This window comes from Acinetobacter sp. YH12076, assembly GCF_013419525.1.
Taxonomy (GTDB): Bacteria; Pseudomonadota; Gammaproteobacteria; order Pseudomonadales; family Moraxellaceae; genus Acinetobacter; species Acinetobacter amyesii.
This window is the reverse complement of record NZ_VOZY01000013.1, coordinates 17869-31618: the sequence shown is the minus strand read 5'-3', so window position 1 is coordinate 31618 and position 13750 is coordinate 17869. Positions and strand designations below refer to the sequence as shown.

13 protein-coding genes are annotated in these 13750 nt (G+C 42.5%); 5 read left to right on the top strand and 8 right to left on the bottom strand.

Annotated elements, in window-relative coordinates; genetic code table 11:
• Window positions 1-29 precede the first annotated feature (29 nt).
• The 3 genes from FTU22_RS13095 (at window position 30) to rsfS (ending at window position 2214) form a co-directional block, all read left to right on the top strand.
• A complete protein-coding gene (locus FTU22_RS13095; protein ID WP_180094858.1) occupies window positions 30-899 on the top strand; it encodes an NAD(P)-dependent oxidoreductase in 870 nt (289 codons plus the stop codon).
• 42 nt (window positions 900-941) lie between these two features.
• Entirely contained in the window at window positions 942-1739 is a 798-nt protein-coding gene (locus FTU22_RS13090; RefSeq protein ID WP_180094856.1) for a hydroxypyruvate isomerase family protein, read from the top strand.
• A gap of 73 nt (window positions 1740-1812) precedes the next feature.
• Window positions 1813-2214, top strand: a complete 402-nt coding sequence (rsfS, locus tag FTU22_RS13085; protein ID WP_078194190.1) for a ribosome silencing factor — start codon at window positions 1813-1815, stop codon at window positions 2212-2214.
• A 92-nt stretch (window positions 2215-2306) separates the two neighbouring features.
• Here the strand turns inward: rsfS and FTU22_RS13080 are convergent, their stop codons facing one another.
• From FTU22_RS13080 to FTU22_RS13060, 5 genes are all read right to left on the bottom strand, one after another.
• Window positions 2307-2918, bottom strand: coding sequence for a hypothetical protein (locus FTU22_RS13080; protein ID WP_180094854.1), 612 nt, complete (start codon window positions 2916-2918; stop codon window positions 2307-2309).
• Window positions 2919-2931: 13 nt separating this feature from the next.
• The gene (locus FTU22_RS13075) at window positions 2932-4263 is read right to left on the bottom strand and encodes an ammonium transporter (protein ID WP_180094852.1); all 1332 of its coding nucleotides are present in this window, start codon (window positions 4261-4263) and stop codon (window positions 2932-2934) included.
• A 347-nt stretch (window positions 4264-4610) separates the two neighbouring features.
• The gene (locus tag FTU22_RS13070) at window positions 4611-6065 is read right to left on the bottom strand and encodes an NAD(P)(+) transhydrogenase (Re/Si-specific) subunit beta (RefSeq protein ID WP_078191286.1); all 1455 of its coding nucleotides are present in this window, start codon (window positions 6063-6065) and stop codon (window positions 4611-4613) included.
• A 3-nt stretch (window positions 6066-6068) separates the two neighbouring features.
• Entirely contained in the window at window positions 6069-6389 is a 321-nt protein-coding gene (locus FTU22_RS13065; RefSeq protein ID WP_078191287.1) for a proton-translocating transhydrogenase family protein, read from the bottom strand.
• Between the two features lie 11 nt (window positions 6390-6400).
• The gene (locus FTU22_RS13060; RefSeq protein ID WP_111885447.1) at window positions 6401-7528 is read right to left on the bottom strand and encodes a Re/Si-specific NAD(P)(+) transhydrogenase subunit alpha; all 1128 of its coding nucleotides are present in this window, start codon (window positions 7526-7528) and stop codon (window positions 6401-6403) included.
• A gap of 941 nt (window positions 7529-8469) precedes the next feature.
• Between FTU22_RS13060 and FTU22_RS13055 the strand changes: the two genes are divergently transcribed.
• Window positions 8470-9387, top strand: a complete 918-nt coding sequence (locus FTU22_RS13055; RefSeq protein WP_180094850.1) for a DMT family transporter — start codon at window positions 8470-8472, stop codon at window positions 9385-9387.
• 123 nt (window positions 9388-9510) lie between these two features.
• Window positions 9511-10707 (top strand): MFS transporter, encoded by a 1197-nt coding sequence (locus tag FTU22_RS13050; protein WP_180008993.1) that lies wholly within the window; start codon window positions 9511-9513, stop codon window positions 10705-10707.
• Between the two features lie 52 nt (window positions 10708-10759).
• Here the strand turns inward: FTU22_RS13050 and FTU22_RS13045 are convergent, their stop codons facing one another.
• The 3 genes from FTU22_RS13045 to FTU22_RS13035 form a co-directional block, all read right to left on the bottom strand.
• The gene (locus FTU22_RS13045; protein WP_180022580.1) at window positions 10760-11404 is read right to left on the bottom strand and encodes a HEPN domain-containing protein; all 645 of its coding nucleotides are present in this window, start codon (window positions 11402-11404) and stop codon (window positions 10760-10762) included.
• Between the two features lie 97 nt (window positions 11405-11501).
• Window positions 11502-11912, bottom strand: a complete 411-nt coding sequence (locus FTU22_RS13040; RefSeq protein WP_180094943.1) for a hypothetical protein — start codon at window positions 11910-11912, stop codon at window positions 11502-11504.
• 194 nt (window positions 11913-12106) lie between these two features.
• Entirely contained in the window at window positions 12107-13522 is a 1416-nt protein-coding gene (locus FTU22_RS13035) for a methylenetetrahydrofolate reductase C-terminal domain-containing protein (RefSeq protein WP_180094848.1), read from the bottom strand.
• Window positions 13523-13750 lie beyond the last annotated feature (228 nt).

Genomic DNA, 13750 nt, shown 5'->3' with positions numbered 1-13750 from the left:
AGTCACACAGGATAGATTGAGTACAGCACATGGCGTTTGATCGTAATACAAAAATTGCATTTTTAGGTATGGGGCTGATGGGTAGCCGCATGGCCACGCGCCTCATTCAGGCAGGATTTGAAGTTGCGGTATGGAACAGAACTGCCGCTGCGTGTGATGAGTTGATTGCGATTGGCGCGACAGCGCTTCAATTGGACAAGATTGCCCATTATCCTGTGGTTTTATCTTGTCTCGCAGATGATGCTGCTGTTGCCGCGGTGTATGCAAGCATCGAAAATCATTTAGCGGCAGGACAAATTATTGTCGACTTCTCGAGTCTTTCTGTGAATCAAACCCATCAATTGGCTCATGCTGCAAAGTTGAAACAAGTCACTTGGATTGACTCTCCTGTTTCGGGGGGCACAGCAGGTGCTGAACAAGGCACTTTGGTCATCTTTGCCGGTGGTGATGCTCAAACGATTCAAGATTTGAGTCTGATCTACAATGTTTTATCTCAACGTGTTACTCGCATGGGCGACTCAGGTACAGGTCAAGCCACCAAAATTTGTAATCAGCTGATCGTCGCTGCCAATAGCACGTTAATCGCAGAAGCTGTCGCATTGGCCGAGAAGTCAGGTGTAGACACCTCTTTATTAGCGCCAGCGCTTGCCGGTGGATTTGCAGACTCAAAACCTTTTCAGATTTTAACCCCACGTATGGCAACGCATCAGTTCGAACCCGTGCAATGGAAAGTTCAAACTTTATCTAAAGACCTAAATAATGCAGTTCAACTGGCTGCCCAGTTTGAATTAAGCATCCCTGTTGCCAGCCTTGCTTTATCGCAACTCAAAGCCCATCAGGACAATGGTTTTGCAGAAAAAGATTTAGCCACCATCATTCAACATGTCGAACAAAACTAACAACTCCCACTTTAGAAGTGAATTGCTTCAAGGACGATATACATGACACAGCTCGCGGTTAATTTATCCATGATTTTTACCGAAGTGCCGTTGTTAGAGCGTTTTGCTTTGGCTCGTGAACACGGTTTTAAGCATGTAGAAATTCAGTTTCCGTATGAGCTGAGTATTGAGCAGATCCAAACCCAACTCACCATCAATGATTTAAGCCTGTGTTTAATCAATGTCCCTGCGGGTGATTTGATGCAAGGTGGTGATGGTCTTGCGGGAGTTCCGGGGCGTGAAAATCAATTTCATCAAGCCTTAGAACAATGCATTCGCTATGCCACTGCGTTAAATGTACCGAGTGTCAATATTTTAGCCGGCAAACAGCCACAAGATGCTGACTTGCTCCCATGTTTAAATACCTTGTCGAGCAACCTCAAACTGGCGTGCCACATGTTGTCTGAACATCATATTCAACCGGTATTTGAAATGATTAATGGCACTGATATGCCGCGCTTTTTGGTCCAAAATATTGCCCAAGCTCAGGAAATGCTTGAAGCTGTACAACACTCTACTTTGAAGATGCAATATGACTGCTACCACATGGCGATGATGGGTGAAGATATTCTCAGTACTTTGGCAGAAAATATTCAGGATATCGGTCACATACAGTTTGCTGACTGTCCGGGGCGACATGAACCTGACTCAGCACAGATTCCATTTGCAGAGATTTTTAAATGGTTAGATCTAAGCCAATATACAGGTTACATCGCGGCTGAATACCGACCACGAAGCAACTCATCACATTCTTTTGCGTGGAAAGACAAATACTTCCCTCATTTAGCCAATGGTCAATGACGTGTTGATTTGAAATTCATCAACAAAACCGCTATATTAGATCATGTAAAATTGTCAGGAAATCATACTCTCTATGAATTTAGAACCATCGCCCAGCGCTTCTAATTCTCTCGATCTCGCAAAATCAACGCAAATCAAAGACGTACAAGCTTGCTTAGCTGTTGTACGTGAAGCACTTGAAGATGTAAAAGCCAAAGATATTGTTGAACTTGATATCAAAGCAATCAGCAATGTCGCAGATGCGATTGTAATTGCGAGCGGTACTTCAACTCGTCACATTAAGTCTCTTGCAGACAACGTGGCAGAAGAAGCACGTAAAGCTGGATTCCGCCCGATTGGCGTTGAAGGTGAACGTGATGCAGAATGGATCCTGATTGATCTCGGTTTTGTAGTGGTACATGTGATGTTACCTACAGCACGTAAATTCTATGATTTAGAAAGCTTATGGCGTACAGCTCCAGAAACTGTAGCTTAAGCTTCCAGAAAAAAGCGACCTAATTAGGTCGCTTTTTTTATCCCTTGATTTCATACACGGACAATCAGCTTCATGGTGTTTTACCCCCTACACTAAAGCAGTTGATGTAAATCTACCTCAGGATAATTGGCTTTAATTTTCAGCTTGGTTTGAGCATAAACTTGGTCCGCACGCATCGGACCATAAAAGTCACAATACACTTCATAAATGCTCGTTAAAACTTTGGCATAACTGGTCAAGGGCAAAAACTCGACAAAATTCGCCGTATTTATTTGTGCATTTGCCGCAATTGCCAGCCCGATTTCTTCTAATTGCTCAATCACATCTTGGGTGAAATCAGCCTGATCTGTAGATTTCACCGTCAGCATGACTGACTCGATAAAGCCTAAAAAAGCTTCGCTAATGGTTTCTGCAATGAGCTCGTCTTCTTGCTCCTGCGGTTTTTCAACCCTTAACAGTTCCTGCTTTTCTAAGGTAGATAACTCATACAAAACTTGCTTCAGCATATCTTTACGATAAAAGCGAAGCTCCTCTGTGGTACAGATATCATTTAAGAAGCGATTTAAGACAAATGACGGTTTCATGCTGTACTGCTGTTCCCAGTGCCGTAGCGCACTCTCGAGTAACGTCCCATGAATAAATTGTTGTAAGCCTTTTTCTAAAGCTTCGCGGCGTTGTGCCAAATTCAACAGTTCGGTGCTCATTGCTTTACTCCTGTTAATGACGCTTGGTCATATCATCCGTTTCAAAAATCACATCTTTTTGAAACTCGGGATAAGACAATTCAGCATGTTCGGTATAGTCCAAACCCCGTTGTTCATGTTGCTTACTCACCCGTAAGCCACCCAACAATTTGTCCAAGACCTTAAATACAATGAACGCAACGCCAAAGCCCCATAAAAAGGCTGCAATCACCCCAAGCCCTTGTATCGCGATGACATCGCCATTAAACATATTATTTTCAAGGAAGATCCCTGCAGCCAATGTTCCCCATGCGCCACAGAAACCATGTACCGTCACCGCATCCACCACATCATCCAGTTTCATTTTTTCCATGAGCATTGGCAGGAAGGTCACCATAACACCTGCACATAAACCGGTGATGACCGCATACAGTGGAGACATCGTTGCACAGCCTGCCGTAATGGCAACTAAACCACCCAGTGAGGCATTGATCGTGCTGCGGATCAAAATGGCTTTAGATCGGATGAGACAGAGCAACATATATGCAACCGCTGCAGCACACGCTGCAAGGTGCGTATTTAAAGCGATACGTCCTACGCTGACATTGGCATTAATGGTCGAGCCTGCATTAAAACCAAACCATGCTAACCATAAAATAAAACCACCTAATGCCACTAAAGGTAAGTTATGCCCCGGTAAATAATGGCTTTGCCCATTGCGTCCAAATCGCCCCAAACGTGGGCCCAGTACGATGATGCCAGCTAAAGCCACCCAGCCGCCTATAGAATGCACCACGGTCGAACCTGCAAAGTCGATAAACCCGAGTGCTTTTAACCAACCGTCTCCGCCAAATAAACTGCCCCATGCCCAACTACCAAAGACAGGATAAATCAGACCTGACACAACGGCCGCACTCACCACATAAGCCACAAAATGAATCCGCTCCGCCATTGCACCACTGGCAATGGTGGTTGCCGTTGCAGCAAACATCATTTGGAAAAATAGTAGGTTCCAGTGCCAATCATCCAGTTGATCGGGTGCAAAATGACTTAAGCCAAACCAGCCCGTGGTATTAACCCCAAACATCAGACCAAAACCCACCAGCCAAAACACCAAACCACCCAAGCAGGCATCCATGTAGTTTTTCATGAGTACGTTCACGGTATTTTTACTGCGAACTGAACCACTTTCGATCATGGCAAATCCGGCTTGCATAAAGAACACCAAGATACCGCCCAGTACCACCCAAATACTGTCGAGTGAAATACGAATGTCTTGAATATTACTGGCGATTTGCGGGTCAACTGCCCATGCAGTCGATGTCAGAACACTCAGAAACAGTGCCATCAAGTATGTTTTTTTCATGATTACTCCCCCAAGAATAACCATGCTGTGCAAAAAGAATACCAAATTTCAGACAATTAATTATTTTTCAATGCATTGCATCACAAAATCAGTTCGCAACGATGTTCTGAATCGCTGAGATCAAATCTAATGAAACAAAACAGCGCATCGATCTGCACCTTGTTTTCAAAATACGCATCAATTTGATTCAAGCACCTGATGCGCTAAATATTTGTGCACTTTTAGTGTGAAGCATCAATTAATCAAAAGCGAAGAAAATAAAAGCAAAGAAAACAAAAAACCACCCGAAGGTGGTTTTAAATCTTCCTCAATCCCGCTTTATCACAGCGGGACTTTGGCAATATGAATTAATGACCGCCGCCATTAATGGCTTTTGTCATATCTTCCACAACTTTCTTCGCATCACCGAAGATCATCATCGTTTTATCGTTATAGAACAAGTCATTATCTAGACCTGCGTAGCCTGTAGCCATAGAACGTTTGATCACCATAATGGTACGTGCTTTATGCGCTTCAAGAATTGGCATACCGTAAATTGGAGAACTTGGATCGTCTTTTGCCGCTGGGTTCACAACGTCATTCGCACCAATCACCAGTACTACATCTGTTGCTGGGAAGTCTGAGTTGATCTCGTCCATTTCAAGAATGTCTTCGTATGCAACATCAGCTTCAGCTAAAAGTACGTTCATGTGACCCGGCATACGACCTGCCACTGGGTGAATCGCAAAACGAACTTTTACACCTTGTTCTTTTAAGATTTCACACAATTCTTTCACGGCATTTTGTGCACGACCTTGCGCCATACCATAACCCGGTACGATCACCACGCTATCCGCATTTGACATCAAGAAGCCAGCATCGTCTGCAGAGCCTGAACGGTGATTACGCTGTGCTTTTTCACCATTATCCGCCGCCGCTACTGCTGTACCACCCATTGCACCACCAAACAAAACGTTGATGATTGAACGGTTCATGGCTTTACACATGATGTAAGACAGAATTGCACCCGATGAACCAACCAGTGAACCTGCAACAATCAGCATGTTATTTTCAAGCGTGAAACCAATCCCTGCTGCTGCCCAACCTGAGAACGAGTTTAGTAACGATACCACCACTGGCATATCACCACCGCCTACTGGTGCAATCCATACCCAACCAAATGCAAGTGCAAGAACAGTCATTGCCCAGAATGCGTTCATGTTGCCTGTGGTAAAGAAGTAGATACCACACGCCAACATCGCTAGGAAAATTAAAGCTTGAACAGGTTTTACCCATCCACCTGAAATGGTTTTTGCCCATTTCTTCGCAGCCAATTTACCGTAAGCAAATACCGACGCTGTGAATGTAATCGCACCAACGAAACAGCCTACAAACAATTCAAATAAATGAACTTTGCTCATGTGGGCATGTTCTACACCCGCTGCTGTTAATACCGCTTCATTCTCCGCGAATGCCGCAGTCAATTGGTTGTTATGTAGAATCGCAGCGATCGCAATCAGTACCGCAGCCAAACCGACCAATGAGTGCATCAGTGCCACAGTTTCAGGCATTTGCGTCATCGGAACTGTTTTTGCACGTGCAATACCAACGACCGCACCCAACACCATTGCACCCACAATCATCCAAATCACTGGATGATCTGCAACAAAGAATGTAGTAATTACAGCAATTGCCATTGCGATCATGCCATAACGGTTACCTTGAATCGCAGTTTTTGGACCAGACAAACCACGCAACGTTAAGATAAAAAGAACGGCACCAATCAGGTAGAACCAATCCGCATATTCTTTAATGAATTCCATGGATTAACCCTCTTTTTTCTTTTGCTTAGGTTTGAACATTTCAAGCATACGTGCAGTCACCGCAAAGCCACCAAAAATGTTGATACTTGCAAGGAAAACGGCAATCGCACCTAAAATACTCACCACGTTAATGCTTTGGAACTGTACGCTTGCATCCACAATACCTGGGATACCAACGGTTTGAATCATCGCACCAACGATAATGATCGATGACAAAGCATTGGTTACAGCCATTAATGGTGTATGTAGTGCAGGTGTTACCCCCCAAACCACGTAGTAACCAACAAAGATTGCCAAGACAAAAATAGTAATCGTTTCAACCATGATGATTCTCCTTAACCACGTTTCAGCAGCACTTGGCCGCCATGAGTGACAAGTAGTGCTTTTTGAATTTCTTCTTCAGGGTTAATTGCGAAGTTCTTTTCGCTATCAAACAGGGTTTCAATGAAATTCAAAACGTTACGTGCATACAGTGCCGACGCTTCAGTCGAAACTGTTGAAGGAATATTTGGAATACCGAGAATTTTCACGCCATTTGCAGTCACAACATTTTCGCCGCAAACAGAACCTTCAACGTTACCGCCAGTTTCAACCGCCATATCTAAAATGATTGAGCCTGGTTTCATTTTGGCAACGGTTTCTGCTTTGATTAAACGTGGTGCGTCACGACCCGGCAATAATGCAGTCGTAATCACGATGTCAGCATTCGATACGGCTTTATCAACAATAATCGCTTGGTCGCGAATGTAGTCTTCACCCGGCATCCAGCCATAACCATTTTTCGCAGCATCAGCTGCTTTTTGTTGCTCTTCTGGTGACATTGGTACGTCTAACCATTTACCACCCAAAGATTCAACTTGGTCACGTGCTGTAGGACGTAAGTCAGTTGCTTCAACTACGGCACCTAAACGTTTTGCTGTTGCAATAGCTTGTAAGCCTGCAACACCTACGCCCATGATCACAACACGTGCAGGTTTCACTGTACCTGCTGCTGTCATCAACATTGGGAACATACGTTGATATTCTGCCGCAGCCAAAAGCACAGATTTATAACCTGAAAGGTTGGCTTGAGATGAAAGTACGTCCATGTTTTGCGCACGAGATAAGGTCCGTGGCAAAAGTTCCAATGCAAATGCAGACACGTTTTGTGACGCAAATTGGTCAAGTTCGGTGTTGCGGTAAGGGTCAAACATCCCCACAACGGTGGTACCCGCTGTGAGTTTTTGAATTTCGTCACCTTTAGGCGCACGAACTTTCAAAATCATTTGACTACCGGTATAGGCATCATCCGTAATTTTGGCACCAACTTGTTCATAGGCACTATCGATGTAAGCAGCGTTTACCCCTGCTCCACGTTCAATAACGACGCTATGACCAGCGCTGATCAACTTCTTTACTGTTTCAGGCGTCGCAGCGACGCGATTTTCACCGACAACAGTTTCGGCTGGAATTCCGATCTGCATGAGCGTTCCTCAAGCTAATTTTTCTTAAGTAAACATCGCAATCCGCGATGTCTCCCCTCAGGATGTGTTTTTGTACAATTTTTGGATTCTAATTGAACTTTTTTAAAATACTACCCAATATTTATTTAATAAATACCCATATTTTGAACTCATGATTCATGAAAAGAATAGTGCGATATTTCATTTATTCAGTTTTATTTGTCGATTTATTACTCATTTTTATCCTATTTATAACTTTTTAATATTACTTAAGACCAAAAACATAAATAATTTCGCTGGTTTTAGTGCAGATTGTTTCAGTGCGTTGATCATTGTGACATTTTCATTCGACAACTAATGACCTGAACGTGTCGTGAAAAATCGACTTAAGTCAGGTAAAGCCACTCTTTCATGCAGACTGCATCAGCTCGTTGACTCATTTGACAGTTTTGACGTGCTGACCTGCATTGAAAACTGACTTTTTTCTGCCACAGTCTCGTCAAATCGGTCAGCTTGAATATCCGATGGATTTTTGCGCACATTTCGGGTTTATTGAGATCTTGCTCTCCCCACCTGATGCTTCGCCTTAAGTCTTAGAATTGACTTTTTTAGTTAAAAAAATAATTTTTTGAATATTTAGCATCATGATATCGCTACTGAGTTTCTATCCCTAAAAAACACTATTGCACCATTTGTGTGCAATTTTCACCTTAAATGTTTCAGCCTGATATATTTGACCTGCCGAGTCATGTTGATATTAAAAAATTCAACACCAAATTGGTCATTTCTTCCGCTGTTTTTCCTGTTTGATCTAGCAATCCCTTATGCATAAAGGAATAAGTACTATTCTTTTTTTGCATTTTTACTCACACGATGCATTTTTTATAATCAAAATGACAGTTCAAATTTATCGGAACAATGCTGTCGAATTCGTTCAGTCGTCATGAGGCACACCTTAACTTATGTCAAGAAACCTTAGTCCGCACATCATCGGTGCAATTTTTGCGCTGATTGCTGCCTTCTTGTTTAGTACCAAAGCGATTTTTATTAAGCAAGCCTATGCACTTTCTCCTCTTGTCGATGCTACAGTCCTCATGGCTTTACGCATGATGAGTGCATTGCCGTTTTTCTTGGTCATTGCATGGCTAAGTCGATGTTCCTATCAAACGATTCAACGAAAAGATTGGGTGCTCTTGCTCATTTCCGGTTTAATCGGCTATTACTTTTCGAGTTGGCTCGACTTCCGTGGCTTGATGTATATCAGTGCTTCGCTTGAACGAATTATTCTTTTTCTGTACCCCACATTAACTGTACTGGCTTCCGCTGTTTTATTCAAAAAGCCACTGAGTTTTAAAACCATCCTTGCCCTGATTTTAAGTTATGGCGGGACAGTGTTAGTGATGCTACAAGAACAAAGTACCACACCACATGATCAGTATTTTTGGCTCGGATGTAGTTTGGTTTTTGCCAGTGCCGTGTTATTTGCAATTTACTTATTACTCACACCAGGCCTCATGCAAAAGTTTGGTTCTTTACACTTTACTGGTCTAGCCCTGAGCATAGCCTGCGTTGGGACGATTATTCATTTTCTATTTGCAACACCACAGCCTATCGCCTTGCTCCAACAACTCCCGAGTCAAGTCTGGCTGTATGGTTTAGCGCTAGGACTATTGGTAACCGTGCTTCCAACCATTTTGATGATGCAAAGTATCGTCCGACTTGGGGCTGCACAATCGGCCATGATTGCATCTATCGGGCCCATTTTAACGATTTTACTGGCCGTCGCTTTATTGAATGAACACTTAAACCTATGGCAATGGGTCGGTTGCGGTCTGAATATGCTGGGTGTCTTGATGATCAGTCTCAGTAAGAAATCCTAAACGCGTGCGTGGATACAATTCACAGAGAAACACTTTAAGACCTGTTTGATTTTCCTTATAGTGACCACAACAGCGTGGCAGCAAATTCTTTGCATACGCTTCCGCCCAATATCTGGACAATTTATGAAAGCCTCGATCGACATTAGCCATGATAAAACCCTGTTGTGGCTTATGGCTGCTGCATGTGGTTTATGTGCGGGTGCCAATTATTATTGCCAACCTTTAGTGGCTTCTATCCAACAGAGCTTTCAAATTCCACAATCTGAAGTTGCGCTAACCGTCACCTTTGCGCAAATTTCTTATGCTTTGGGTCTACTGTTTATTGTGCCGATTGGCGATATTGTGAATAAAGCCAAATTTATTCCATTACTCATGCTTGGTGCGACTGTCGGTTTAGCCCTCTGTGCTTTTTCGACCAATCTATACATGCTTTGGGCAGGAACCATTATCACGGGGCTATTTTCAGTGGCTGCTCAGGTTCTTATCCCTTTGGTCACTGTTGCGATACGACCTGAAAAAATTGGGGCAGTTGTTGGCTTTTTAATGAGTGGGTTATTGGTCGGCATTCTGTTATCGACCAGTCTCTCTGGCTTATTGTCCTATCTGTTTCATTGGAAATCGATTTACATCCTCAGTGCGCTCTTGATGTTGGTATTAGCACTCTTACTCAAAAAACGTCTGCCCGTGGTCAGCATCACACGGATGCCCTATAGCCAAGTTTTCCAGTCAATGGGCGCATTACTCAAACATGAGCCACGGTTAATTTTCCGTTCTCTAATTGGAGGCTGTGTCTTTGCCGCGATGAGTATGCTGTTTTCCACCATTGCCATGTTACTGACTGAGCCACCTTTTCAATTGGCCGATGTTTGGGTCGGTGTTGTGACTTTAGTTGGTGTATTTGGTGCCCTATCGACACAGTGGATTGGGCGTTGGGCGGATTTGGGTTTCAACCGAAAATTAACTTGGCTCGGTTGCAGCATCTTGGCCCTCAGTTGGGGACTGCTGTATTTGGGTGGATCATCTATAGCTTTTTATATTTTGGGCTATGGTTTAATCAATCTAGGTTTGGCAATGGTGCATAGCTGTAATCAAAATATTATTTTCCAACTCAACCCGATTGCACGCTCTCGAATCAATTCAATTTACATGACTTTTTATTTTGTCGGTGGTGCATGTGGTTCAGCTTTGGGCGTATTTGCATGGCATCATGGCGGCTGGACCACCACCTGCATGACAGGGATTGCCTTAGTGATTGCTTCTGGTTTTTTTGTATTGATCGATCAACTCTATACTTCGCGGCAACTAAAATATCCACAATGAGAAGTATTCATCACCGCAATAAAGCCACAATAAGTGGCTTTATTTTTACAAATTAACTGACCTGCACCACAGGATAAAAGGGTTTGCCTAAATCCAAGGTTTCTGCATTTTCCAAAAGAATCACCATAAACACCGGTAAGAGTGCCAACAGTATTGTGCAGCCGTCTTGAAGCTGTTTCCGATTGACCGAACTTTTATAGGTCGCGCCGCCATGAACCATTTGATTGCGTAGCGTATACATGCGATTGAACAGCACCATTAAAATATCAACGGAATCTTTTTCTTTAAGCGCGTGCAGTACTTTTTGTTTTTCATGCGCCAAGCCCTCTTTGCATGCGTCATGGCTAATTTTTTGATTTTGATAATCCCAAAATCCCTGATAAACATAGGGATTATCCAAAAACAACCGTATCGGCTGACTAAAACGTTCCCATAAAATATTGTAGATTTTATGCTCTGCATCCTTTTGGCAGATCACATATAAAAACTGCCTTAAGCTTTGCTTGTCCTGCGCAATCTGTAAGTCTTGCGCATATATTGCGTTGAAGGACACCCACAAACTTATAAATTGCAAATCGAGATCATCTTGAAGATCAATTGACTTTTTCAGCCAACTTAAACCTCGATGAATGCGTAAATTAAATTGGTCGGTATGTTCCGACTTTTTACTTTTAAATATTTCTTCAAGTAGCATCATGCCTGCTAAATTCCAATGGATAATTCGTTTATTTTTCTACCATTTGAACTTAGCGCAATTGTTTACCGGCATGCAATCAAAATATCTCTGTATTCAACTATTTGGTCTCATCTTGTGTGAGATAGGTATAACGTTCTAAAAGACCATTTTCATCAAAAATCAATTCATAAGACATTTTCTTTCCATTAAAAACGGATTCGGCAGGTGTTCCGAAAAGCTCCCATAAACCCACAGTCGCCACATCTGCCGCACCATGCCAAAACGCACGCCCCACTTTACTGGCAGTCGAATAACCTTGGGTAAAGGTATAAATTTCATGGCGTTTGCCATTTTTATATTCAGAGGTGATCGGTGCGCCAAATTCAGCAATCACCAATTTACGAGACAGCCCTTGTTGAATCATTTCGGTATTTTTCTTGTTTGGCTGCTTACTTGCCATGACAACTGAACAGCCTGTTGTGCCTGACAATGTGAAAACTAAAGCTATTCCTAAGCAGGTCTTTTTCATCATGTGGTATTCCCCAAATTCTTCAAATTTCTATTTTTAATTTTTGATTTTTGATTTTCATCTGCTGTTGATCTTAATTGTTTCTTTCATCTTTTTCATTTTTTTATACGACTATTCGTCTGATTTTTAGAATGATTAGCGCTTGAAAGATTCACATTTATGAAGGTTTCAGACTGAATAATGCTTTAAGTTAATTATTGTTTTGTTGGTGACGAATTCGGTGGAACAAACCAGTTTTTCCAAGAGCTACTATGGCGAGTTTCAATTGCAACGGTAGGGATGAGCTCTTGCTTCAGCATTTTTTCTTGACCCACGGCTTTCGCCAACCGCGCTTTGACCGAGTGTATACACTCACGGTCTTCAAACTCACAGCGGTCAAGGTTGGAGCCACCACAGGGTCCATTGGCTAATCCTTTGGGGCAGGTTTCTGGGCAAATATACAAGGTTTCACCTAAACGACATTGTCCGCAACTTTCACAGCCCACGATGCCATGTTTACTGATAAATTCTGTTTTCAGCAAGGCTGCATCAGCTTTCGGTTTTTGCCATAATTTGGCCGCAAAAATATAAGATCCCACCCCTTTGGCCAGTTTTGAACTAAAAAATAACTCATGCATGACATGCATACTTTTATATTTCAAAACTTGTTCAACTGGAGCTTTATGGTTATTTGCGCCCGTCGGGTGGAAGTTCACATCTACACTAGAGCGCCAAAGCATTTTCCATTTTGCTAAACACTGTTCAAACGTTAATGTGGCAAATTGCAAAATTGCTTTTTGCAACTTCTCTTGCTCTTCCACTTTATGGCAAGCTGATAAATGAACCCCTGCATAGCCCAAATGCTGACACATTAAAATTTGTAAAGCGCAGCGTGCATAGACATTTTGTTCAGCTTGTATGGCGTCAGTTTGCTGTTCTTGTTGCAAAAAATTTAATACATCTGCTGAAAGCACGATGCCTGCGACTTTTTGCTTGGCCATAAAGCGGGCACGGGCAAATGTCAGCGGCATGACACAAGCCAATACAGGCACACGTGGATAATATTGCTGCATATAGCGTTGGTAACTGCTCAACACATCCATGTCAAAGCCCAACTGTGTAATCACATAGTCAGCGCCAGCTTGAATTTTTTTATTCAGTTTAAAATACTGCGCATCCTTTTCTGCTTCTGCATATTTAAAAGGATTAAATGCTACCCCTAAATAAAACCCGCCATAGTCTTTGGCTGCCATGACTTGATTGACCGACTCTAAATAACGGCTCCGTAGAGTCGGATCATTTGCCCCATCCTGATGCTGCTTGAGTTTATCACCACTGAGCAAAAGTAAATTCTCTACCCCGTGCTGCTGAGCATCTTTCAGAAAAGTTTGAAAATCTGAGATATCTCGACCTTTCCCCGAATAATGCAGAATTTTTTCAATGCTTTGAGGGTAGTCTTGCATTGCTTCTAAAGGAGCAATATCCGTGTCACTTTGTACTCGGTCAGCCAATGTCATGCACACAGGAAAGCCTGCAAATGTCGTTGGGACCAGATGCGTTTTTTGCGTCGTTAGATATTCAAACGAGATACAAAACTGGCGTTGCAATAGATATTGGGAAAATAAAGACATAAAGGCAGGCAGTTAAATCTGCTGAGAAACCATACAATAAAGTTTATAAAATTATAGATTAATCACATAAAAATTTAAATTACTTAAGCCACACTTCCGACTTTTTCTAGCCTGACCTTGAATATGTCACGCTAGCAAGACCATGCCCCAAACCACAATTTATGCTAATATTGCGCGCGTCTTGAAATGCGGTTTTTTTCATCGTATTTCAGACAGCTTTTGGTATTT

Excerpts from the sequence above, each read along its gene's own strand:
- FTU22_RS13095 (WP_180094858.1), top strand. The coding sequence starts at position 30 with ATGGCGTTTGATCGTAATACAAAAATTGCATTTTTAGGTATGGGGCTG.
- FTU22_RS13090 (WP_180094856.1), top strand. The coding sequence starts at position 942 with ATGACACAGCTCGCGGTTAATTTATCCATGATTTTTACCGAAGTGCCG.
- rsfS (WP_078194190.1), top strand. The coding sequence starts at position 1,813 with ATGAATTTAGAACCATCGCCCAGCGCTTCTAATTCTCTCGATCTCGCA.
- FTU22_RS13080 (WP_180094854.1), bottom strand. The coding sequence starts at position 2,918 with ATGAGCACCGAACTGTTGAATTTGGCACAACGCCGCGAAGCTTTAGAA.
- FTU22_RS13075 (WP_180094852.1), bottom strand. The coding sequence starts at position 4,263 with ATGAAAAAAACATACTTGATGGCACTGTTTCTGAGTGTTCTGACATCG.
- FTU22_RS13070 (WP_078191286.1), bottom strand. The coding sequence starts at position 6,065 with ATGGAATTCATTAAAGAATATGCGGATTGGTTCTACCTGATTGGTGCC.
- FTU22_RS13065 (WP_078191287.1), bottom strand. The coding sequence starts at position 6,389 with ATGGTTGAAACGATTACTATTTTTGTCTTGGCAATCTTTGTTGGTTAC.
- FTU22_RS13060 (WP_111885447.1), bottom strand. The coding sequence starts at position 7,528 with ATGCAGATCGGAATTCCAGCCGAAACTGTTGTCGGTGAAAATCGCGTC.
- FTU22_RS13055 (WP_180094850.1), top strand. The coding sequence starts at position 8,470 with ATGTCAAGAAACCTTAGTCCGCACATCATCGGTGCAATTTTTGCGCTG.
- FTU22_RS13050 (WP_180008993.1), top strand. The coding sequence starts at position 9,511 with ATGAAAGCCTCGATCGACATTAGCCATGATAAAACCCTGTTGTGGCTT.
- FTU22_RS13045 (WP_180022580.1), bottom strand. The coding sequence starts at position 11,404 with ATGATGCTACTTGAAGAAATATTTAAAAGTAAAAAGTCGGAACATACC.
- FTU22_RS13040 (WP_180094943.1), bottom strand. The coding sequence starts at position 11,912 with ATGAAAAAGACCTGCTTAGGAATAGCTTTAGTTTTCACATTGTCAGGC.
- FTU22_RS13035 (WP_180094848.1), bottom strand. The coding sequence starts at position 13,522 with ATGTCTTTATTTTCCCAATATCTATTGCAACGCCAGTTTTGTATCTCG.